This is a genomic window from Pasteurella sp. WM03 (genome assembly GCF_004570945.1).
GTDB lineage: Bacteria > Pseudomonadota > Gammaproteobacteria > Enterobacterales > Pasteurellaceae > Rodentibacter.
Map to the genome: position 1 here is coordinate 109,677 of NZ_SPPO01000003.1, position 22,506 is coordinate 132,182.

A 22,506-nucleotide genomic window follows, 5' to 3' on the forward strand; every position below is an offset into this window, starting at 1 on the left:
GTATTTCCTTAAGATAATGTCTGTGGCAAGGTAATTTTGACTTGCGTACCGCCTTGTTGACGGTGATTAATGGTTAATTCAGCATTAAGCTGGCGACTCCGCTCCGCCATAATATTTAAACCGTAGTGCCCCGTTGGTTCATCTAAGCTTGGAATACCAATACCATCGTCTTGAATCAGTATTTCATATTCACCCTCGGTATTCGTATAAGCTCTAATTTCAATGAATTGCCCCTTTGAATGTTTAATCGCATTCAGCGTGGCTTCCCTTACAATTTGCAATAAATGAACAAGTTGTTGCGGATTTAAACTTTGTGAGGGTAATTCACTACTAACGGTCATCTTCATTGATGTTTGTGGACGTAAGGAATCAATCACTTGCTCTAATGCTAGTTGTAGGTTCGCCTCTTGTACCGTTAATCGGAATGTCGCCAATAATTCACGTAACTGAGCATAACCACTGGAAAGGGCTTGTTCAAAATCCTCAATAATCGTTAGACTTTTCTGTTTGGCAAGCTCACCTTCTTTCTGTAAATTATGTTTCAATAAGGTCAGTTGGATTTGTAAAAACGATAATACCTGAGCCAAAGAATCATGTAATTCTCGTGCGATAATTGACCGTTCTTCCATTAATAAAAGATGCTCTTGTTGTCTTTGGCTCTTGTGAAAGAAAAGTGCACGTGCTAGCATCTGAGCTAAATTTTGCATCATACGAGGATCAGGGCAAGGTAACCCTGCTTGCCAAGAAAGCACGCCTAAGGTTTCATTTTCAACTTTTAATTCAACGACTTGTAAACTTTGATCTGCCTGTTTTTCACCAAAAAGGATATCCCAATGTTCTGCCCCCAACACTTCCAATTCAATATAGCGCAAATGTTCACTAACACATATGTGATTCAACAACTGACTAAGCGTTGTCTCATTAATTGAATTGACCGTAAGTAATTGAGAACTATGATAAAGCGTCATTAAAGAGCGGTTACTTTGGCGCAATTTTTGGGTTTGCTCGTTTACGGCATCTTCAAGTCTCGAGTAGAGTTTACCCAATTCTGTTGACATCTGCGTAAACACTCGAGATAAAGTACCAAGCTCATTATCATTTTCTGTATGCAATGGAATATGGTTAAACTGGCGCATTTGTACTTGCATACTCGCCCTTGTCAGTAACTTTAAGGGTTTTACCACTTCACGTCGGGTAAACCAAATCACATAAGATACCATGCCTACAATCAGTAACATGGAAAAACACAAGACAGATAAGGCAAAAAACCATTTTTGTTCACTAAAACGTTGCAATTCAAACACAAAATAATCTACTTCACTCACATAATCCGTCAGATTCAGGCTGTATTGCTGAATATCGCTTTGGCGGGCAAAATTTTCCATTTCGGCCCAACGTTTAAGAATAGTTTGATAGGACTGTTTGACGCCATCAGGGGTGAAAAGCTGATGTTGAATATCAACCAAACTTGGCGCTCGGAGACTTTTTTCATAAAAACTCAGATTTTTTTCAACCGTGTCCGGTTGCTTTTCCATCAAATATAACAGGCGATAACTTTGCATCCGCAAAGATCCGGAAACATTAATGGCTTCCGCATCGGATTTATTGCTTGCCATAATTGCCAAACTCAAGGAAATGATCACCCCTGCGACAATAATGATAAGAGAAAGATATTTCGCAATACGTAAAGAAACGGAACGGGTAGCCTGCACGACAATGCCTTTACTAGAAAAAATTGACATTAGTTTAGCATGAAAATGTGATGAATTTTAAATACAAATCCACCCATTAGTATAAGGTGGATTTGAAAAATTAGGCGAAAATCAACCGCACTTTATTGTAATGCTTTGCCTTTTAATTCCGGTATAAGAAAAACTGTGGCAACCATATCAATCACATAAATAATCGCTAAGAATGCAATGGCAAGGCTGAATGAGTAGGTAGAAACGATCGCACCCACAACAACCGGTCCGAAACCTCCAACTGCCCGCCCTAAGTTGAACAGGACATTTTGTGCGGTAGCTCGTGCTTCCGTAGGGTAAGCCTCCGCCATTAAGGCACCATATCCTCCCATCATACCGTTCACAAACATCCCTAGAAACGCACCGGCAATAAGCATTACAGTAGGATCGGTAAGTTGAGAATAAGCAATAATGCTGACAACCGCACCGAATTGGAATAATAAGAAACTTGGTTTTCGCCCTAATTTATCGGCAAGGCGACCAAAAACCCAAATCCCTAACATCATGCCACATACGGTAACTGCCGTCCAAATGCCTGATTTTGTTAAACTAAATCCGAGTTGTTTGGAAAGGAAATTAGGCATCCAGATCATAATGCCGTAGTAGCCAAAATTTTGAACAGAGGTGAGCACGACCACGCCTAAGCTTACTTTGGCGGTTGCTTGATCCTTCACTAATAGTTTGAAGGATTCTAATTTTGATCTTTTTTGTGTGGTAAGTGCGGTCTGTTTTTGAGTAAAAATTTCAGGTTCGTGTAATCTGGCTCGTAAATACCACGCCACAAATGCAGGGAAAATACCAAGAATAAACATACCACGCCAACCAATATGGGGTAGTAATATTGGTGTTAATAATGCCGCGCCTAACACGCCGACTTGCCAGCCCAAAGCGACATAAGAGGCGGCTCTAGCACGATGGCGTGCCGGCCAAGCCTCAATCGCAAGTGCCATACCGATGCCAAACTCACCGCCCAAACCGATACCGGCGATAGTACGGTAAATAAGCAAATCCCAGTAACCTTGGGCTAATGCACATAAACCGGTAAAAACAGCAAATAATACGATTGTCCAAGTCAGGACACGTACTCGACCGTATTTATCGCTTAATGCCCCGAATACGATTCCACCGAATACGGCGCCGATTAGCGTCCAAGTAACAAGCGATCCTGACTGAGCAGGCGTAAGACTCAGATCGGCAGAAATCGCGCTGAGCATAAAACCAAGAATAAGTAAATCGAAACCGTCCATTGCATAGCCGACGGCAGAGCCAATAAGGGCTTTCCAGCCGTATTGATTGACTTTAGTTGTCATATTGATGTCCTTTTACTACTCACAGGTAGTGTTTAAAGTGATAGAGGGGTTATGTGATGAGCCAAAAACTATCCAGACTCAAAACCGGGGGCGTAGTTTAAAGAATCTTTTTCTTTTAAGCAAATAAAAAGCACAGGGGCAAAACACTGTGCTTTAAAAAAATTATGCTAAATCAACCGCACTTTATTCAACGGTTACTGCTTTTGCAAGATTACGTGGCTGATCCACATCTGTCCCCTTGATTAAAGCCACGTGATATGCCAATAACTGCATTGGTACCGTATAAAAAATCGGCGCAATGATTTCGTTTACTTTTGGCATAGTGATAATTTTCATCCCTTCCGTTTCAGTGAAACCGGCCTCTTTATCCGCAAAGACATATAATTGCCCCCCACGAGCACGTACTTCTTCAATGTTAGATTTTACTTTTTCTAATAAATCATTGGTTGGCGCTACCACGATCACCGGCATATCTGCATCAATGAGTGCCAATGGACCGTGTTTTAATTCCCCGGCGGCATAGGCTTCTGCATGAATATAAGAAATTTCCTTTAATTTCAAAGAGGCTTCCATAGCAATCGGATAATATTCGCCACGACCTAAAAATAGCGCATGATGTTTTTCAGCAAAATCTTCCGCAAGAAATTCAATATCTTTATCAAATGATAAACCTTTTTCAATATCTGCCGGAAGGGAATGCAATGCCTTAACAATTTCTTTCTCTTTTTCATCAGAAATATTGCCATTGAGTTTTCCAATTGCGGTCACCAACATGAGCATTGCCGCTAATTGGGTCGTGAAAGCTTTTGTTGACGCCACGCCAATTTCCACGCCGGCACGAGTCATAAAGGCAAGGTCGGATTCGCGCACAAGAGAAGAACCTGCTACGTTACAAATTGTCATTGCCGCCATATAGCCCTTTTCTTTCGCTAAACGCAGTGCTGCCAAAGTGTCCGCTGTTTCACCCGATTGGGAAAGGGTGAGCAATAAACTGTTTGGGCGGGTAACGAATTTACGATAACGGAATTCAGAGGCAATTTCCACATCACAGCTTACGCCGGCAAGTGATTCAAACCAATAACGTGCCACCATACCGGCATTGTAAGATGTACCACAAGCGACAATTTGTATGTGCTGAACTTTCTCTAAAATGTCTTTCGCCCCATTGCCAATAGATTCCACTATCACGTTATTATGATTAATACGACCCTCCATCGTATTGATCAGTGCAGTCGGTTGTTCAAAAATTTCTTTTTGCATAAAGTGACGGAATTTGCCTTTCTCCGCCGCATCATTTTCAAGATTAGATTCATGCACTTCACGCTCAATCTTATTACCCTGCATATCATAAATATCCACAGTACGGCGGGTGATTTCTGCAATATCACCCTCTTCTAAGAAAATAAAACGGCGGGTTACGCTCAATAATGCTAACTGGTCTGATGCTAAGAAATTTTCACCAATTCCTAAACCAATCACTAATGGGCTACCGGAACGGGCTGCTACCAAATGTTCTGGATGATTGCGATCTAGCACCACCATACCATAAGCACCGGTAAGCTGTTTTACGACTTTTTGTACCGCTTCAAGTAAGGAATCCGAACTGCGCATTTCCCATTCCACAAGATGGGCTATCACTTCCGTATCAGTTTGTGAAAGAAACACATAACCACGGGATTTTAATAATTCACGTAATTCTTCATGATTTTCGATAATACCGTTATGTACCACCGCAAAATTGCCTGAAGTATGAGGATGGGCATTGGCTTCTGATGGCTCACCATGCGTTGCCCAACGTGTATGCGCAATACCGGTGCCGCCGATTAACGGGTTTACTGCAACCGCTTCATCCAATGCTTTAACTTTGCCCAAGCAACGTACACGTTGTAATTCACACTGTTCATTGACCACCGCTACACCGGCTGAATCATAACCACGATACTCTAAACGATGTAATCCATTAATTAAAATTTCTGCTACATCACGTTGTGCTACCGCACCGACAATACCACACATAAGTTTTCCTTACTTGACTAACTACTTTGAAAAATAATGATAATTTTGACCGCACTTTAAACGCAGATTACTTCTACACCCTGTGCCAAAATTGCTTGTTTATCTTGTTCCGACAACCCACTGTCGGTAATCAATACATTAATTTGCTGCCAATTCAATTCTAGATTTGGCATTTTTCGACCAATTTTTTGGGATTCCACCATCACAATCACTTCGCGTGAAACTTCTGCCATCACTTGGCTTAACCTGACCAATTCATTAAATGTGGTTGTTCCTCTTTCGAGATCAATACCGTCTGCGCCAATAAAAAGCTGATCGAAATCGTAGGAGCGTAACACCTGTTCCGCAACATTGCCTTGAAATGATTCGGAACGAGTATCCCAAGTCCCGCCCGTCATCAGTAGAGTCGGTTCATTTTCCAACCCCCTAAGCTCCGTTGCCACCGACAGGGAATTTGTCATCACAATCAAGCCTTGTTTTCGATTCAGTTGCTTAATTAATGCCGCCGTGGTGCTGCCACTATCTACAATAATACGATTATGATCTCGAATACGCTCTGCGGCTGCCTTGGCTATGACTATCTTTCGTTTCGAAAGTTCCTCATTTTCACTTTCATCAATTATTTCTTTCGGCATTAGGATTGCCCCGCCATATTTACGCAGTAAAAAACCACTACTTTCCAACGCGGTTAAATCCTTACGGATAGTCACTTCTGAAGTGTCAAACAACTGAACCAGTTGTTCCACTGCCACTTCACCCTGCTGTTGTAACAGTTGCATGATCGCATGTCGGCGTTGCTGTGTATTACGTGGCTGGCTGTTTCGTTTCATTTGCTGATGATTAGGATTTTGCAAGATAAATTTCGGTTCGGAAGTTTATAGAAGAGCAATGTCTTTGTAAAGCTATTTTAGGTAACAAAAAACCCTGTTAAAAAACAGGGTTTATCATCATTCTTATATCAATTATTTAATTGCATCTTTTAATGCTTTACCGGATACGAATGCCGGCACTTTAGACGCAGCAATTTGAATTTCCGCACCGGTTTGTGGATTACGACCGGTACGTGCAGCGCGCTCGTTTACTTTGAATGTACCGAAACCGATTAATTGTACCGGCTCACCTTTTTTAAGGCTTGCAGTGATCGCATCTAAGGTTGCTTCTAATGCAGCTTTAGCTTGTTTTTTATTTAGCTCTGCAGCACTTGCAATTGCATCAATTAAATCTGTTTTGTTCATAACTTGTACCTTTTGTTAATTTAATTTGTTTCTCTAATATAAAGCGCGCTACCAAGCACTCTGTCTAGGCAACAACAGCTGAGCGAAAGGATAATCTAAGTTTTAAGGAAATAAAAGTAAGATTTTTAAAATTTGTGATAAATCTCACGTTATTGATTAAATTCTACGCCAATGTTGGATATACATTCAGCCCGAATCTCATTCTTTAGATCCAAAATCAGGGCGACATCCCGCTTTTCACAAGCTCTTAACAAGCGATAAATCTGCCACTGAATATCCAATTCTCGTTGAATATCCTCATTCTCTTTTAGCTCATGTTCAGAAAAATCACGACTATTTTCTGTTTCCAATAATGACCTGATCGTACCTAAGGAAATTTGGCTAATTTCAATCGCTTTTTCTAAGGTTTCACCCGCAATAATCGCATGTAAAATTTCGGCGAGTGCCTCTGCTGCGTCCAATGCGGCGACTACGCCAAAATTGTCATAATTGTTCACATCAGGAATAATGTTTTCTAGCTTTTCAAGCTGATTTTCAAAATTGATTTTTGCCTCTTTTATCGTTAAATATTCCCAAACAAGGTTGAGAATATTTTGATAAATTTTTGCTTCCCTTTCTTGATCATTCATTTTGCAGAACAACTTGAAATTTGGAGCCATACGTTCACACAAGGCAACCATAAAGGTTAAATGTTGCCAACTTTCAAGGTTTTCTAAACGTTTATGAATAGGATTTCGCAGAGATCTTTGCATCACTGTTCCTTATTTATGGTAGGCTTTGGAATAATCGTGAACAGCATCCACAAATACTTTTGGTGCGTTTTCCGGCACATCTTGATGGATACCATGCCCTAAATTAAACACATGGCCACTTCCTTCGCCAAAATCAGCTAAAATTGACCGCACTTCTTGTTCGATACGCTCTGCCGGTGCATAAAGTACACTTGGATCCATATTGCCTTGCAGGGCGACTTGATGTCCGACACGGGCTTTTGCTTCTGCGAGGTTTACTGTCCAATCTAAACCGATAGCATCACAACCTGTATCCGCTATCGCTTCAAGCCATAATCCGCCACCTTTGGTAAAGAGTGTGACCGGCACAGCCTGTCTTTCATTTTCACGAATCAAACCAGCAACGATTTTATGCATATATTGGAGAGAAAAATCCAAATATTCACGATGACCCAATACGCCGCCCCAGGTATCAAAAACCATCACCGATTGCGCTCCGGCTTTAATTTGAGCATTAAGGTAAAGAATCACTGCATCCGCCAATTTATCCAATAATAAATGCAATGTTTGTGGCTCCGCATACATCATTTTTTTAATTTTAGTGAAGGTTTTGCTCCCCCCGCCTTCTACCATATAAGTAGCAAGTGTCCACGGGCTACCGGAAAAGCCGATGAGCGGAACTTCGCCTTTGAGTTCTCGGCGAATGGTACGTACCGCATTCATCACATATTGTAGTTCTTGCTCCGGATCGGGAATAGGAAGATTTTCCACCGCACTTTTACTTTCAATCGGTCTGGCAAATTTCGGACCTTCGCCAGCGCCAAAGCTTAATCCTAGGCCCATTGCATCCGGAATAGTTAAAATATCAGAGAATAAAATGGCCGCATCTAAATCATAACGGCGAAGCGGTTGCAAGGTCACTTCACAGGCTAAATCTGCATTACGACAGAGAGACATAAAATCCCCAGCTTGGGCACGCGTAGCTTTATACTCAGGTAAATAACGTCCGGCTTGGCGCATCATCCACACCGGCGTGCAATCCACGGGTTGGCGCAATAGGGCTTTCAAGTAACGATCATTTTTTAGTGCTGACATTTAAATTTCCTTTATTGTTATCTGCTGCTTCACAAAGCTCAAGCGTAGCATGAATTAATTTGCGTGCGATAGTACCTGTTGGTGGTAATTCTGGCAAGGGTTGATGATAAGAAAACCATTGTGCATCGTGAATTTCAGTTTCCTGTAATTGAATCTCGCCACCTTCATAATCAGCCAAAAATCCCACCATTTGTGAGTTAGGAAACGCCCAAGGTTGACTACCAAAATAACGAATATTATTTACCTCAATTCCCGTTTCCTCAAACACTTCACGGCGAACCGCTTGTTCAAAGGTTTCGCCTACTTCGACAAAACCGGCAAGTGTTGTATATATTCCACCACTGGGCTGATAATGACGCTTGTGATTAGCAAGTAAAATCTGAGTATCATGGCGTACTGCGACAATAATAGAAGGGTGAATGACAGGATAAGTGCGATAGCTACAATGACTGCATTGCATGGCGAGTTCATCTTCCGTTTGTTGATTCAAATGACCACACTTGCCACAAAATTGATGGGTTTTCAGAAAATGATTAATTTCTACCCCACGACTTAACAAATAAAATTTTTCTTCCGGCAAAAAAAGCTGAGTGCGTAAATTCACATACTCACGTTGTTCATCATTCTGTTCTTCAATAAGCCATAGTGGTGATTCATTCCACTCGCCTATTATCATTCCCTTTAAACCGACAAATCCAAGTGATGAGGCTGTTCCATAAGGCAATTCACCATGAATTAAATATAAATGGCTCCCCTGTGTGAGGAGCCAATAACCCGAATCATTTGACTCAATATGACGCATAAAATCCTCTGTAAAAACGACCGCACTTTGAATGATAATACGCCATATAGTAGCTGAAAACCACTCGATTTTCTCTAAATATAATAATCTAAATCCACGCTCATTTTCGCTTGTAATAAAAATTGCTTGGTTCTCGCTTTCTGAGGGCAAGTAAAAAATAACTCGGCACTATTTTGTTCCACAATATTGCCTTCTGCCATTAAAATCACACGATCTGCCACCTCTTTGGCAAAATTCAATTCATGCGTCACAATAATCATCGTCCAACCTTCCTGTGCCAGTAATTTTAGCGCTTGTAATACTTCACCCACCAACTCGGGGTCAAGTGCAGAAGTCGGCTCATCCAACAAAATAAGATCGGGTTCAACCGCAAGAGCTCGTGCAATCCCAACCCGCTGTTGCTGACCACCGGAAAGTTGTGAGGGGAATAATGTTGCTTTGTCTTTAAGTCCCACCTTGTCTAACAAGACAAGAGCTTTTTCTCGAGCTTGTTCTTTTGTTTGTTTTTGAACAACAACCATTCCCTCCATCACATTTTCAAGTGCTGTTCGGTGGGGGAAAAGATTATATTGCTGAAAGACCATTGAAGAACGGCGACGTAATTTCAATTCATCCGATCTAGTGATTTTTTGGCTGAAATCAATGTTTAAGCTACCGTCCGTAAATGTCAATTTCCCTTGTTCCGGCCGTTCCAATAAATTTAAACAGCGTAAAAAAGTGGTCTTGCCTGAACCTGATGGGCCAAGGATTGCCACCACTTCGCCTTTTTTAATGTCAAAATCAATGCCCTTTAATACTTGATGGCCATTGAAATTTTTATGAATATTTGTGACTTTTAACATAGCATTCCCTATAAATGACGTGATAGGTGCTTTTCCAAACGCATTTGCCCCATAGACAGGAGAAAACAAAAAATCCAATAGATCAAGGCTGCTTCACTGTAAATAAGAATAAATTCATAGTTTTCAGCCGTGATATTTTGTGCCACCCGAAATAACTCGGCAATCCAAACCAACGAGGCAAGGGAGGTATCTTTTACTGTACTGATAAAGGTGTTAGATAAGGAGGGCACAGAAATACGTAATGCCTGTGGCATAATAGTGCGAATAAAGGCTTGTGAATAATTCATGCCAATCGCATAAGAGGCTTCCCACTGTCCTTTGGGAATGGCTAAAACAGAGGCTCTCACTGTTTCTGCGGCATAAGCACCAATATTAATAGAAAAGGCAATAATGGCTGTTGGGAAGGGGTCAAGCGTAATCCCGACTTCCGGCAAACCATAAAAGATAATAAATATTTGCACTAACATTGGTGTACCACGAATCATCGAAATATACACCCGACAAATGGCTTGTAAAATTTTAGTGGGAAAACTTGGGTGCGGAAGTGTGCAAATTACCGCCACAATAACAGCAATGAATAGTCCGCAAACAAAGGAAATGACCGCGAGGGGAATCGTATATACAATCGCAGCTTCCAACATAGGCAAAAACGAACTGATCACATAATCAGCCCGTTCTGCTGTCATAAATGGCAAGCTTGCTAACAAATTATTGAGTAATGTCATCACCAAACCATTTCATTGAAAGTTGTTTTAATGTCCCGTCTTGGCGAAGCTCTTCAAGAGCGTTATTCACTTTAGCGATAAGTTCTTCTTCGCCTTTTAGGAAAGCAAAACCCGTTGGAATTTTTTTATCACTTTCCACCGCAATTTTTAACCCCGCATTGGGTTGTTTTTTGAGATAATCCAGCACAGCTAATTTATCATTTACCGTGGCGTCCACCCGCCCTTGTTTTACCGCCTCAAGATTTTGTGCCAAGCTATCGACCGTAATAATAATCGCCCCTTGCTCACGGGCATCCTTACTCCAATTACTTGTCGCAGATTGTGCTGATTTTTTCCCTTTTAAATCTGAAAAGGTTTTAATGCTATCGTTATCGGCTCGAGTAACAATCACGCCGGCAGAATAATTATAAGGTGCGGAATAATCATATTTCTTTAACCGTTCAGGGCTAGGATTAGTTTGATTGGCAATCACATCAAACCGTTTGGCATTTAAACCTGCATACATTCCATCCCACGCCGTTTCTTTAAATTCAACTTTCCAACCTAATTTTTGGGCAATTCGCTCAATAATCTCCACATCAAAGCCCGTGAGTTTTCCGTCTTTATCGTGGAATGTAAAAGGAGCATAAGTTCCCTCCGTGCCAACTAACAACGTTTTGTTTTTTTCAACACGATCGGCAATTTCCCCCGCATGGGTCAAGGTTGAAAAAGTAAGACTCACCGCTAAAAGTGCGGTAGAAAAAAAAGATTTTTTCATCATAAGTTCCTCTTAGGTTATATGTTTTGCAATGATTTGGATTATAAAAGCCCCATTTAATAAAAAACAAGACGATTTATTTATGAGTTAGATGTTTTAGTTATAACACAAAATTTACCTCTTGATTCATTCTAAAAAAACAAACCGCACTTTAGCAAAAAATGGTGTGAAGTTAGGTATTAGTCTTCTTGAGCAAATCTCATATATTATTTCCTTTTAGTAAAATATCTTTCAATAAATCCAGTATTTATTCACTTTTCCGTAATCGTATAATACACGCCATCAACAGAACGATAAGTTCTATCAACAAACTTAAGGAGATTGATATGAAAAAAGTAGCGAATGTTTTCACCGCACCGGAAAAACACTGGGTGGGTAATGGTTTCCATGTGGCATCTATGTTTAGTTATAATGACAAAGATAAAAATCTTGATCCGTTTCTTTTAATGGATTACAACCCACCAAAATTTTTCCAAGGTGGCCGTCGTGATAATTCAGAATTTGATTTACGTGGCGTGGAAGAACATCCTCATCGTGGCTTTGAAACCGTTACCATTGCTTATCAAGGTGAAGTGTCTCACCGAGATTCTCACGGCGGTGGTGGAACCATAGGTACAGGCGATGTTCAATGGATGACGGCTGGTTCAGGTGTGATGCACGAAGAAATGCACTCAGAAAGATTCGCAAAAGAAGGCGGATTATTTGAAATGGTGCAACTTTGGGTAAATTTGCCAGCAAAAGATAAAATGACAACACCAAAATATCAAGCCATTAAATCAGCGGATATTCCGATTGTTAGCTTGCCGAATGAGGCAGGTTCTGTTCGGGTTATTGCCGGAGAATTGCTTGGTAAAAAAGGTTCGGCAAGCACATTCAGCCCAATTAATATGTGGGATACCACAATGAATGCGAATGCTACACACGCTTTTAGCGTGCCAGCAAGCCATAACGTCGTCATTCTCGTATTAGAGGGGACTATTCAAGTTGGAGGGGAGGCTATCGCTCGCCGTGGTGAGTTAGTCACATTCGAGCGTGGTGGCAGCAATGTCCTGATCGAAGCTAACAATGATGCCAAATTGTTAATTTTGACCGGTGAGCCACTTAATGAGCCAATTGTGGGTTATGGCCCGTTTGTGATGAATACCCGTGAGCAAATTATTGAAGCATTTAATGATGTGCGTGCCGGTAAATTTGGTCGATTAGACTAAACAAAAAGCCACCTGAAAGGGTGGTTTTTTGTTGAGTATGCACACAGCTTACTTTGCACCTCACGTTTATTTTCCCCTCTATAGGAGGGATTTATTACAATCCCCTCAAAAATAAATGAGTGACTCAATCATCATAAATTCAAAAAAATTTGTAAGAAATGAAACCATTCCTCGTCTAAAACAATATCGCTTCAATATTAAAGGAGGAATCTATAATGAAATTTTCAAAAATCTTTCTATTTTTAACCGCACTTTATGTGACAAGCCAATCAGTTTTGGCAGGAGAAAAAACCATACCAACGCAAAATACGGAGCAAAAAACCATGACTGAAAATCAACAAAATATTCGCGAAATTTATTTAGCCGGTGGCTGTTTTTGGGGTGTAGAGGCGTATATGGAACGCATTTACGGCGTGAAAGAGGCGGTTTCAGGCTATGCCAATGGTAATACCGATAAAACCAGCTATACGCTTTTAGCTGTTACAGACCACGCTGAGGCGGTCAAAGTCACTTACGATGCAAACCAAATTTCACTGGATAAATTGCTGCAATATTATTTCAAAGTGATCGATCCAACCAGTGTGAATAAACAAGGCAATGACCGTGGACGACAATATCGTACGGGGATTTACTATCAAGATAACGCAGACAAAACCGTAATCGACCGAGCGATTGCCACACTTCAAACGAAGTATAAAAATAAAATTCAAATTGAGGTAGAACCGCTGAAAAACTACACGGAAGCGGAAGAATATCATCAAGATTATTTGAAAAAAAATCCCAATGGCTATTGCCATATCGACATTACACAGGCAGATGAACCGATGATTAATGAAAAAGATTACCCCAAACCAAGTGATGAAACACTCAAAGCCACATTAACGCCATTGCAATATTCCGTGACACAGAATAAGCACACGGAGCGTTCTTTCAGCAATGAATATTGGGATAACTTCCAACCGGGCATTTATGTTGATGTCACTACCGGTGAGCCTCTGTTTTCATCTAATGATAAATTTGAATCAGGCTGTGGCTGGCCGAGTTTCACTCACCCGATCGCCAAAGAGGTGGTGCATTATCAAACGGACAACAGCTTTAATATGCAACGCACTGAAGTGCTAAGTCGCAGTGGTAACGCTCATCTAGGGCATGTTTTTGATGACGGTCCGAAAGATAGAGGCGGTTTACGTTATTGCATCAACAGTGCCTCCATCAAATTTATACTTTTGGCTGAGATGGAAAAAGCCGGATATGGATATTTAGTGAAAACCATCAAAAAATAATGTGGGTAAGAGGTGTGCACGCCGTTTGCACACCTTACAAAATATAAGGAAATAAAATAATGTTAGACCAACAACTTCTTATCGGTACAGTATTTGTAGCGGGAATCGCCTCTTTTCTTTCCCCTTGTATTTTTCCGATTATCCCGATTTATTTTGGTATTCTCAGTAAGGGAGGAAAAAAAGTCCTCAACACCTTTTTATTTATCTTCGGGCTTTCACTTACCTTTGTGAGCCTCGGCTTTAGCTTTGGTTTTTTAGGGAATATTTTATTCAGTGACACGACCCGTGTGATTGCTGGTATTATCGTGATTATTCTCGGAATTCATCAACTTGGTATCGTTAAAATCGACTTGCTTGAACGCACTAAATTACTGGAAATCAAAACATCGGGAAAATCTACCGCACTTGAAGCCTTTGTGCTTGGTTTAACCTTTAGTCTTGGCTGGACGCCCTGTATTGGCCCAATACTCACCTCTGTTCTTGCGCTTTCTGGTGATGAAGGTTCGGCAATTTACGGTGCCTCTATGATGTTTGTTTATGTGCTCGGTTTGGCAACCCCTTTTATGCTGTTTTCATTCTTTTCCGATACTTTGCTTAAACGAACTAAAAGTTTAAATAAGCACCTAGATAAGTTCAAAATCGGTGGTGGAATTTTAATTATTGTGATGGGATGTTTACTCATCACTAATAACTTAGCCTAGCATTTGCTATGCAGGTTCTTAAACTAAGCCATATCGTAGTTTTAGAAAACCATCAATATGACTTGAATTGAATAACCCGATCCACTTGGCATAACAAAACAAAAAGGAAAAAATAAATGAAAAAATTACTCTCAATCTTATTAATGGTGTTTAGCTTTCAAGCTTTTGCAACAACCAACTTGGCGGACATTCCCCTCAAGGATTTAAACAATCAACCTATTACGCTTGAGCAATACAAAGGTAAACCGGTGTATATCAAAATGTGGGCATCATGGTGTCCTATCTGTTTAGCCGGTTTAGCCGAAATTGACGATGTTAGTGCGGATCAACATCAAAATTTTGAAATCATTACGATCGTTTCCCCCTCTCATAAAGGCGAGAAAGCAACGGCAGATTTCATTGAATGGTACAAAGGTTTAGAATACAAAAATATTACGGTGCTACTTGATGAAAAAGGGGAAATGATTGATCGTGTTCGGGTGCGTGGTTACCCCTTTAATGTGTTTTTAGAGGCGGATTTAAATGTCAAAAAAACCATACCGGGGCATCTAAATGCAGAGAAAATTCACCAATTTGTCGAACAATAATCTTAAAAGTGCGGTCATTTTTATAGTCGTTTTCCGTCATAAAAAATGCGGCTTATTTCTAGCCGCATTTTCTCCTTAATATACTAATATTATGGCTCAGTTATAAACCTGACTTCAGGTTTATTTGTGGGATGCGCGAGCCTTCCCAAATTAGACTTCAACGCCTTCAAACAATGCCGTGCTAAGGTAGCGTTCTGAAGCAGAGGGAAGAATAACCACAATCAGTTTGTCCTTAAATTCCGATAACCTTGCAATACGGTCAGCAACAGCAACTGCCGCACCGGAAGATATTCCCGCTAAAATGCCTTCTTCTGCCATCAAACGGCGGGCAGTCGCGATAGCCGTTTCACTATCCACCGTTTCGACACGATCAATTAAGGACAAATCTAAATTTTTCGGTACAAATCCGGCACCGATACCTTGAATTTTATGTGGACCCGGTTTGACTTCTTCACCGGCTAAGGTTTGAGTGATAACAGGGGATTCACTTGGCTCAACCACCACAGAGGTAATCGTCTTACCAAAATCCAGTTTAATTGCACGAGAAATACCTGTAATTGTCCCTCCTGTGCCGGCTCCGGCAACGACCACATCCACTTTGCCTTCCGTATCATTCCAAATTTCCTTACCGGTTGTTTCACGGTGAATTTGTGGGTTAGCCGGATTTTCAAATTGTTTCAACATCACATAGAGATTCGGATCAGAAGCGACAATTTCTTCGGCTTTGGCAATGGCACCTTTCATTCCTTTTGCGCCTTCGGTCAGCACAAGGTTCACGCCCAAACCACGCAACAAACGTTTACGCTCTAAACTCATGGTTTCCGGCATAGTGAGGGTGATTTTATACCCTCTTGCTGCAGCGACATAAGCAAGTGCAATACCGGTATTACCGCTGGTGGCATCCACAATTTCTTTGTTTTTAGTCAGAATACCATCTTTTTCCGCCTGCCATACCATATTCGCCCCAATGCGACATTTCACGCTGAAACTCGGGTTTCTCCCCTCAATTTTTGCGACCACATTGCCGTGACCAAAATTTTTTAAGCGTACCAACGGTGTGTTACCAATACTATAAGAATTATCTGCATGAATTGTCATATTTCTCCCCTATGAAGATGATTGAATATTACCGATAACGCAGTTATAACACTGATATTGACACGGCAAAAATAGTTATTTGATCTATTTTATAACTAAATGCTATTTCACAATTTGGTTATTGTTTGTACGAACATCCGTTCCCTTAGTACGGGTCGTTACCTCTGTCGAAGGATTGCCTCGGCGATAATCAAAATTCATATCAAAGCGTAAACGATCGCGATAATTTTCAACCCACATTACCGTCGCACCACATACTGCAACAGGAATAATCACTAAATTCACAACAGGTAAAAACGTACAACAAGTAATTAAGCTCCCAAAGGTGAGATTTTGTGAGCGTTGTTCCCCCAAGGCGTTTTTCATCACATTAAATGAAATCTTATGGTTATCAAAAGGATAGTCACAATATTGAATTGCCATCATCCAAGCTGTGAATAAAAACGTTAAAACCGGCACAATAGTTTGTCCGACAATGGGAATAAACCCCAATAAAAACAAGCCGACAATTTTGGGCAAGCTATACCACAATTTTTGCCATTCTCGGTGTAGCATTCGTGGTACATCTTTCATGACATCCAGCCAATTATCATCGTTAATTGGTTCACCGGTTAGCATTTTTTCCAATTTTTCTGACAATAACCCGTTAAAAGGCGCGGCGATAAATCCGGATAAAGTCGTGAAAGTGAAATAAAACAATAACAGAATCATTCCAATAGAAAGCACCAGCAAAATGATACTCAAAAAGCCGAGCCAGTCCGGAACAAAACTCATCAACCAATCAATCATGGTACTAATTTGTGAAATAAACAGCCAAAATAACCCCGTGAGTAAAACCACATTCAATAGAATAGGCATGATGACAAAACGGCGTAGCCCTTTTTGAGTAATAAAATGCCAGCCCATCACAAAATAATGAAAGCCGGATTTAATTTCTTGTTGATTAATCATTCTTTTTCCTTCTTTGAAACTATATTCATAATAGTTGATAAGTGCGGTCAAGTTGGACTATATTTTTGCTATGAAATTCCCCCCGAATGCCCTGTTTTTTCAGCTTTTAAAATATGGTAGCATTAGTGCAATTTTATTGCCTGTAAGGAGCAAAAATGGATCTTAATACAATCTTGATTATTTTAGGTGTCGTGGCACTTATTGCCCTTATCGCACACGGATTATGGTCAAATCGCCGTGAGAAATCAAAGTATTTTAAAAACGCAGCCACTTTTAACCGCACTTTCTCGCAAGATCAACAAACGCAGTCGGAACAAAGCACTTCTGAATCCGTATCGGTTTCAGATTCCAACCCGCCCACCTCTGTGACATCGACACAATCATCTTTTGATTATCATCAACCCGTGTCGCAAGTAGATTATCGTGAAACCGAACGCACGGTAGATGATATAAAAATATCTATTCCTCATACCGTCACACAGGAACGTGAGCCGGTTCGTATGGAATACAATATGAAACCGACACAGACACAAACTCCCCCCAATCCTGCCACGATGACACTTGAACAATTGGAATCACAAAACAGTGAACTTGAGGGAATTAATTCCTCCTCGCCTGAATTACGTGAACAACTTTCACAAATGTCACGGGGGGAATTAGATGAAATAAAACCAACCGTACATTTTAATGAAGTACGCCAACCTGAAGCAGAGGTGAAAAAACAAACCTCGGGCTATATTCAACTTTATGTTATTTCGCCACAACATCGTGAATTTCACGGTTCACGTTTAATTCAATCTCTTGAAAACCTAGGCTTTATTTTTGGTAAGCATAATATGTATCACCGCCATTTTGATTTAAGCGTAGCAAGCCCTATCCTATTTAGTGTTGCTAATGTACAAGATGAAGGCGGATTTGATCCATATAGTGGGGATTTTCGAACTATTGGCGTAACATTGTTTATGAAATTACCTTCCCCCGGTAATAATCTTGCCAATCTTAAATTGATGATTCGTGCGGCTAAAACTCTTGCAGAAGATTTAGGCGGTTCGGTGCTTACCGAAGATGAACACATCTTTGATGATGACCAAGAGCAACATTATCTTGCACGAGTATAAAACCCATTAATATTCAACCGCACTTTAGTTTCTGGCGAACACTGAGTTCGCCTTTATTGTTCAATAGATTTAAAAGTGCGGTCATTTTTTATCGAGAATTTTATGACTGACATCCAAACTCAACTTCAAATCTTACGTAAAACACTCCGTCAATACGAGTATGAATACCATGTTTTAGATAATCCCAGTGTACCGGATAGTGAGTATGATCGTCTTTTCCACCAGCTCAAAGCTCTAGAGTTGGAACATCCTGAATTTGTCACATCAGATTCCCCGACCCAACGAGTAGGCGCAAAGCCACTATCTGGCTTCAGCCAAATCCGTCATGAGATTCCCATGCTTTCTCTTGATAATGCCTTTTCTGATGAAGAATTTAATGCTTTTGTTAAGCGTATTGAAGATCGTTTAACTGTTTTGCCTAACCCCCTCACTTTTTGTTGTGAACCTAAACTGGACGGGCTTGCGGTGAGTATTTTGTATGTAAATGGCGTATTAACTCAAGCTGCAACCCGTGGCGATGGCACAACCGGCGAGGATATTACGGTGAATATTCGTACCATTCGCAATATTCCGTTGCAATTATTAATGGATAATCCACCGACCCGCTTAGAAATTCGGGGTGAAGTTTTTATGCCCCACACAGGGTTTGAACGTCTGAATGAACAGGCACTAGCCCATGGTGAGAAAACCTTTGCCAACCCACGTAATGCAGCGGCAGGCTCGCTACGTCAGCTTGATCCGAAAATCACCAGTAAACGCCCGCTTGTATTGAATGCTTATAGTGTTGGCATTGCCGAAGGTGTGGATTTACCGGCCACCCATTATGAACGTTTACAATGGCTGAAATCAATTGGTATTCCAGTAAATCCGGAAATCCGTCTTTGCCATGATGTTGAAGAGGTGTTGGCGTTTTATCACGCTATGCAAAATAAACGTCGTAACCTTGGCTATGATATTGACGGTACCGTATTGAAAATTAATGATATCGCTCTGCAAAACGAACTCGGCTTTATTTCCAAAGCCCCCCGTTGGGCGATTGCCTATAAATTCCCTGCACAAGAGGAATTAACGATATTAAAAGATGTGGAATTCCAAGTGGGGCGTACGGGGGCCATTACACCGGTGGCAAAACTTGAACCGGTATTTGTCGCAGGCGTTACTGTGAGTAATGCCACCTTACACAATGGTGATGAAATTGCCCGTTTGGATATTGCCATTGGCGATACCGTGGTTGTTCGCCGTGCCGGCGATGTGATTCCGCAAATTATTGGTGTTTTGCGTGAACGCCGTCCTGAAAATGCCAAAGCAATTATTTTTCCGACACATTGCCCTGTGTGTGATTCGCAGATTATTCGTATTGAAGGCGAAGCCGTGGCACGCTGTACCGGCGGATTATTCTGCGAAGCACAACGGAAGGAAGCCTTAAAACATTTTGTTTCACGCAAAGCGATGGATATTGATGGCGTAGGTGGAAAATTGATAGAACAGCTGGTCGATCGTGAATTAATCCACACACCGGCGGATTTGTTCAAACTTGAGCTCACCACATTAACCCGCTTAGAACGTATGGGTAAAAAATCAGCGGAAAATGCCTTAAACAGCCTTGAAAGAGCCAAACATACTACTCTCGCCCGCTTTATTTTTGCTTTAGGGATGCGTGAAGTGGGTGAAGCCACAGCATTAAATTTAGCCAATCATTTTAAAACCCTTGAGGCGTTACAACATGCTGATTTTGAACAACTCCAACAAGTGCCGGATGTGGGGGATGTGGTGGCGAACCGCATTTTGGCATTCTGGCGTGAACCTCATAATGTAGAAGTGGTGAACGATCTACTTGCACAAGGGGTACATTGGGACACCGTGGAAATTAAAGAAGTCCAAGACAATCCATTCAAAGGCAAAACCATCGTCCTCACCGGCACGCTCACCCAAATGGGACGCAACGAAGCCAAAGCCTTACTACAAGAAATGGGCGCAAAAGTCAGCGGATCGGTCTCCGCCAAAACGGATTTCGTCATCGCCGGCGAAGCCGCAGGATCTAAACTGACTAAGGCACAGGAACTGGGCGTGGAGGTGCTTTCGGAGGAGGCGTTTTTGGCACAGATTTAATGTTTAGCTGAATATATTTAGCACTAAAATTTACTCAAAAAATACCGCACTTTACATAGGTAAAGTACGGTGTTTTTTCTTACTTCGTCTAATTAGGGTCATAAAAGAGTTGCATATTATAACTGACAATAATTTTCCCAACTGAATTTTTACTGAACGTAATTGTATAAGGTCGATAACCTTTATCAGTTACTAAGTTTGCACGGCAAACTAATTACTTACTATCCCTTTTAAGGGTTTCAACATTTTTATATCGACAATCTCCTAAGGCTGGGACGGAGCGATCGTTTCAGTCGGTATAACCGGTGAATCTGCGACACTCAGTACTGAAGAAAATGTAAAAGTGATTGAGAAGACCGTGGAACCGGCAAACGGTCGTATTCCTGTTATTGCCGAAACAGGTACTAATGCCACCGGTGAAGCCATTGTGATGATGAAATTATTACGTGATAGCGGAGTACACCTGAATATTGGTTTTATTTTAGGGTTAGGCGTGATAGACTGTGCGCCCAAATTTATTTAGCCGCGTTAATATTAAGGAAACATTATGGCAAAAATTCTCGTGATTTCTGCACACCAAAATCTTGAACAATCTGTCAGTAATAGCCTCATTTTAAGTGCCTTAGAACAACATTTTGGCGATAAAATTAGCGTTCGCCGTCTATCTAGCCTCTACCCTGATTTCAATATTGATATTACCACAGAGCAAGCTGCCTTAGTGGAAGCTGATATTGTTGTATTCCAATACCCAACTTTTTGGTTCAATACTCCAGCTATTTTGAAAAAATGGCTAGATGATGTGTGGACTTATGGGTTCGCTTACGGTACCGGTGGTGATAAATTACACGGCAAAAAACTTTTCGTTTCCACATCAACAGGCTCTCCGGCTCAAACCTATGACGGTAAAATTGAACCATTAATTGAGGATTTGGTAAAACCGGTTGAAGCCTCTGCCCTTTATTCAGGTTTTGAATGGCACGGTGTAGAAGCCTTATATGGTCAACTTTATATTCCGGGTTTACACGGTGAAGAAGATTTAGCCCGTGTTCAAAATAATGCTCGTGAACATGCAGTCAAAGTGATTGCTAAAATTGAAAAGTTACTATAATTAATTTTTAATGAATGTTTATCTGAAAAAGTGCGGTCATTTTTGACCGCATTTTGCTTTCCGAGTATCACACTATTCCGCTTTCACACCAAGATTACCAATTTTTACGCCAAGTACACCAAGGGAGACGGCATCTAAATAATCTCCCAAAAACTTAAATAGTTCATTTAATTCGGTGAATGAGCGTTGGATTTTAACTTGGTCTTCAACTCTTCGCACAAATTCATAGCGAATCCCATTTTCTTCAAAGTGCGCAGTAAGGGTTAAATAAACGGTTTCAAAAAAATGGCTATGTGCGCCTTCTTCACCCGGATCACTAATACGTACGTTCCATGTTGTATTGAATAATGTTTCTATTTTATTTGACATTTTTACCTCACATTGCATTTTTTACTTAAGAAAAACCCGATTATAAAGTTTCTGAAATCAAAAAATTTATAATCGGGCTTTTCAAAAAATGTCCCTACGTGTTTTGCTTTTCGTTGGTAACTGCCTTTTCCTTTACGTTTTTTCTCAATACGCTGGCGGAATAATTTGTCATGTAATAATGCCATGATCGCATTATCCCTTACCGAGCCTCTCATGTGCTGATAAACGGTTTGATTTTCAACCGCACTTTTTTGTTTTTTTGCCATAATTTTTTCCTTAAAAAAGCCGTGAAGACATTTCCACGGCGGTGGTATTATACGGATAAACCTTAAAATTACAAAATTTCAAGCACACTCTCAGGTGGCCGTCCAATTTTTGCTTTGTCGCCATTCACCACAATAGGCCGTTCAAGTAAAGCGGAATGCTCACTGATTGCATTCAATAGTTCTTCATTCGTCAATGCCGAATCCGCAAGATTTAGCGAACGATAAAGTTCATCTTTCACTCTCATCATCAAGCGAATATCCGTGATAGCTAATTTTTCTGCAAGTTGTTGTAATTCTGTAACGGTATATTGTTTTTGCAAATAAAGCTCAATGTTCGGATGAATACCTTTTTCCTCTAGTAACGCCAAGGTTTCTCGGCTTTTGGAGCAACGAGGATTATGATAAATAATAACAGACATAGAATTTCCTTTAGCTAGCTATAACTGGAGGAAA

The 22,506-nt window shown here is 40.8% G+C and carries 23 protein-coding genes and 1 pseudogene; 8 read left to right on the forward strand and 16 right to left on the reverse strand.

The features are described 5' to 3' along the window. Positions 1 to 8: 8 nt before the first annotated feature. The 11 genes from narQ to E4T92_RS04495 all read right to left on the reverse strand — a co-directional run bounded on the left by narQ (position 9) and on the right by E4T92_RS04495 (position 11,255). A complete protein-coding gene (gene narQ / locus E4T92_RS04445) occupies positions 9 to 1,712 on the reverse strand; it encodes a nitrate/nitrite two-component system sensor histidine kinase NarQ (protein WP_135093704.1) in 1,704 nt (567 codons plus the stop codon). A 122-nt stretch (positions 1,713 to 1,834) separates the two neighbouring features. Further along, positions 1,835 to 3,052: an MFS transporter gene (locus E4T92_RS04450; protein WP_135093603.1), complete on the reverse strand. Its 1,218-nt coding sequence runs from the start codon at positions 3,050 to 3,052 to the stop codon at positions 1,835 to 1,837. A gap of 183 nt (positions 3,053 to 3,235) precedes the next feature. Then, positions 3,236 to 5,068 carry a glutamine--fructose-6-phosphate transaminase (isomerizing) gene (gene glmS / locus E4T92_RS04455; protein WP_135093604.1) on the reverse strand — a complete coding sequence of 611 codons (1,833 nt, stop codon included), beginning with the start codon at positions 5,066 to 5,068 and terminating at the stop codon, positions 3,236 to 3,238. A 56-nt stretch (positions 5,069 to 5,124) separates the two neighbouring features. Further along, positions 5,125 to 5,898, reverse strand: coding sequence for a DeoR family transcriptional regulator (locus tag E4T92_RS04460; RefSeq protein ID WP_135093605.1), 774 nt, complete (start codon positions 5,896 to 5,898; stop codon positions 5,125 to 5,127). A gap of 132 nt (positions 5,899 to 6,030) precedes the next feature. Next, positions 6,031 to 6,303, reverse strand: a complete 273-nt coding sequence (locus E4T92_RS04465; RefSeq protein WP_005641275.1) for an HU family DNA-binding protein — start codon at positions 6,301 to 6,303, stop codon at positions 6,031 to 6,033. Positions 6,304 to 6,452: 149 nt separating this feature from the next. Then, positions 6,453 to 7,043, reverse strand: a complete 591-nt coding sequence (locus E4T92_RS04470) for a DUF416 family protein (protein ID WP_135093705.1) — start codon at positions 7,041 to 7,043, stop codon at positions 6,453 to 6,455. Positions 7,044 to 7,064: 21 nt separating this feature from the next. Next, a complete protein-coding gene (gene hemE / locus E4T92_RS04475) occupies positions 7,065 to 8,129 on the reverse strand; it encodes a uroporphyrinogen decarboxylase (protein ID WP_135093606.1) in 1,065 nt (354 codons plus the stop codon). Beyond that, complete coding sequence (gene nudC, locus E4T92_RS04480; protein WP_135093607.1) at positions 8,110 to 8,931, reverse strand: NAD(+) diphosphatase; 822 nt, start codon at positions 8,929 to 8,931, stop codon at positions 8,110 to 8,112. Before nudC ends, hemE begins: the two co-directional genes overlap by 20 nt. Before the next feature lie 74 nt (positions 8,932 to 9,005). Next, complete coding sequence (locus E4T92_RS04485; RefSeq protein ID WP_135093608.1) at positions 9,006 to 9,773, reverse strand: amino acid ABC transporter ATP-binding protein; 768 nt, start codon at positions 9,771 to 9,773, stop codon at positions 9,006 to 9,008. An 8-nt stretch (positions 9,774 to 9,781) separates the two neighbouring features. Beyond that, positions 9,782 to 10,498, reverse strand: a complete 717-nt coding sequence (locus E4T92_RS04490; protein WP_077542489.1) for an amino acid ABC transporter permease — start codon at positions 10,496 to 10,498, stop codon at positions 9,782 to 9,784. After that, positions 10,482 to 11,255: an amino acid ABC transporter substrate-binding protein gene (locus E4T92_RS04495; protein ID WP_135093609.1), complete on the reverse strand. Its 774-nt coding sequence runs from the start codon at positions 11,253 to 11,255 to the stop codon at positions 10,482 to 10,484. Before E4T92_RS04495 ends, E4T92_RS04490 begins: the two co-directional genes overlap by 17 nt. Before the next feature lie 326 nt (positions 11,256 to 11,581). Here E4T92_RS04495 and E4T92_RS04500 point away from each other — a divergent pair, with 326 nt between their 5' ends. The 4 genes from E4T92_RS04500 (at position 11,582) to E4T92_RS04515 (ending at position 15,034) form a co-directional block, all read left to right on the forward strand. Next, complete coding sequence (locus E4T92_RS04500; RefSeq protein WP_077542491.1) at positions 11,582 to 12,463, forward strand: pirin family protein; 882 nt, start codon at positions 11,582 to 11,584, stop codon at positions 12,461 to 12,463. Between the two features lie 215 nt (positions 12,464 to 12,678). Next, on the forward strand, positions 12,679 to 13,746 hold the full coding sequence (gene msrAB / locus E4T92_RS04505) for a bifunctional peptide-methionine (S)-S-oxide reductase MsrA/peptide-methionine (R)-S-oxide reductase MsrB (protein ID WP_135093610.1): 1,068 nt from the start codon (positions 12,679 to 12,681) through the stop codon (positions 13,744 to 13,746). 59 nt (positions 13,747 to 13,805) lie between these two features. Beyond that, entirely contained in the window at positions 13,806 to 14,447 is a 642-nt protein-coding gene (locus E4T92_RS04510; RefSeq protein WP_135093611.1) for a cytochrome c biogenesis protein CcdA, read from the forward strand. A 116-nt stretch (positions 14,448 to 14,563) separates the two neighbouring features. Then, positions 14,564 to 15,034 (forward strand): redoxin domain-containing protein, encoded by a 471-nt coding sequence (locus tag E4T92_RS04515; RefSeq protein WP_135093612.1) that lies wholly within the window; start codon positions 14,564 to 14,566, stop codon positions 15,032 to 15,034. A gap of 150 nt (positions 15,035 to 15,184) precedes the next feature. On the opposite strand, the gene cysK is transcribed toward E4T92_RS04515, so the two are convergent. Both cysK and cysZ read right to left on the reverse strand, forming a co-directional pair. Continuing rightward, positions 15,185 to 16,132 (reverse strand): cysteine synthase A, encoded by a 948-nt coding sequence (gene cysK, locus E4T92_RS04520; RefSeq protein ID WP_135093613.1) that lies wholly within the window; start codon positions 16,130 to 16,132, stop codon positions 15,185 to 15,187. Positions 16,133 to 16,234: 102 nt separating this feature from the next. Then, entirely contained in the window at positions 16,235 to 17,083 is an 849-nt protein-coding gene (gene cysZ, locus E4T92_RS04525; RefSeq protein WP_135093614.1) for a sulfate transporter CysZ, read from the reverse strand. A gap of 155 nt (positions 17,084 to 17,238) precedes the next feature. On the opposite strand from cysZ, the gene zipA reads away from it, so the two are divergent. The 4 genes and pseudogenes from zipA to E4T92_RS04545 all read left to right on the forward strand — a co-directional run bounded on the left by zipA (position 17,239) and on the right by E4T92_RS04545 (position 21,418). After that, positions 17,239 to 18,201, forward strand: a complete 963-nt coding sequence (gene zipA, locus E4T92_RS04530; protein ID WP_135093615.1) for a cell division protein ZipA — start codon at positions 17,239 to 17,241, stop codon at positions 18,199 to 18,201. Positions 18,202 to 18,303: 102 nt separating this feature from the next. Continuing rightward, on the forward strand, positions 18,304 to 20,310 hold the full coding sequence (ligA, locus tag E4T92_RS04535; RefSeq protein ID WP_135093616.1) for an NAD-dependent DNA ligase LigA: 2,007 nt from the start codon (positions 18,304 to 18,306) through the stop codon (positions 20,308 to 20,310). A 280-nt stretch (positions 20,311 to 20,590) separates the two neighbouring features. Then, a pseudogene (locus E4T92_RS04540) lies at positions 20,591 to 20,770 on the forward strand (dihydrodipicolinate synthase family protein); the annotation flags it as partial. Positions 20,771 to 20,857: 87 nt separating this feature from the next. Beyond that, positions 20,858 to 21,418 carry an NAD(P)H-dependent oxidoreductase gene (locus tag E4T92_RS04545; RefSeq protein ID WP_135093617.1) on the forward strand — a complete coding sequence of 187 codons (561 nt, stop codon included), beginning with the start codon at positions 20,858 to 20,860 and terminating at the stop codon, positions 21,416 to 21,418. 72 nt (positions 21,419 to 21,490) lie between these two features. Here E4T92_RS04545 and E4T92_RS04550 read toward each other — a convergent pair whose 3' ends face one another. From E4T92_RS04550 to arsC, 3 genes are all read right to left on the reverse strand, one after another. Further along, the gene (locus E4T92_RS04550; RefSeq protein ID WP_135093618.1) at positions 21,491 to 21,787 is read right to left on the reverse strand and encodes a DUF5377 family protein; all 297 of its coding nucleotides are present in this window, start codon (positions 21,785 to 21,787) and stop codon (positions 21,491 to 21,493) included. Between the two features lie 2 nt (positions 21,788 to 21,789). Continuing rightward, positions 21,790 to 22,053, reverse strand: coding sequence for an alternative ribosome-rescue factor A (locus E4T92_RS04555; RefSeq protein ID WP_077542501.1), 264 nt, complete (start codon positions 22,051 to 22,053; stop codon positions 21,790 to 21,792). 68 nt (positions 22,054 to 22,121) lie between these two features. Next, positions 22,122 to 22,472 (reverse strand): arsenate reductase (glutaredoxin), encoded by a 351-nt coding sequence (arsC, locus tag E4T92_RS04560; protein WP_077542502.1) that lies wholly within the window; start codon positions 22,470 to 22,472, stop codon positions 22,122 to 22,124. Positions 22,473 to 22,506 lie beyond the last annotated feature (34 nt).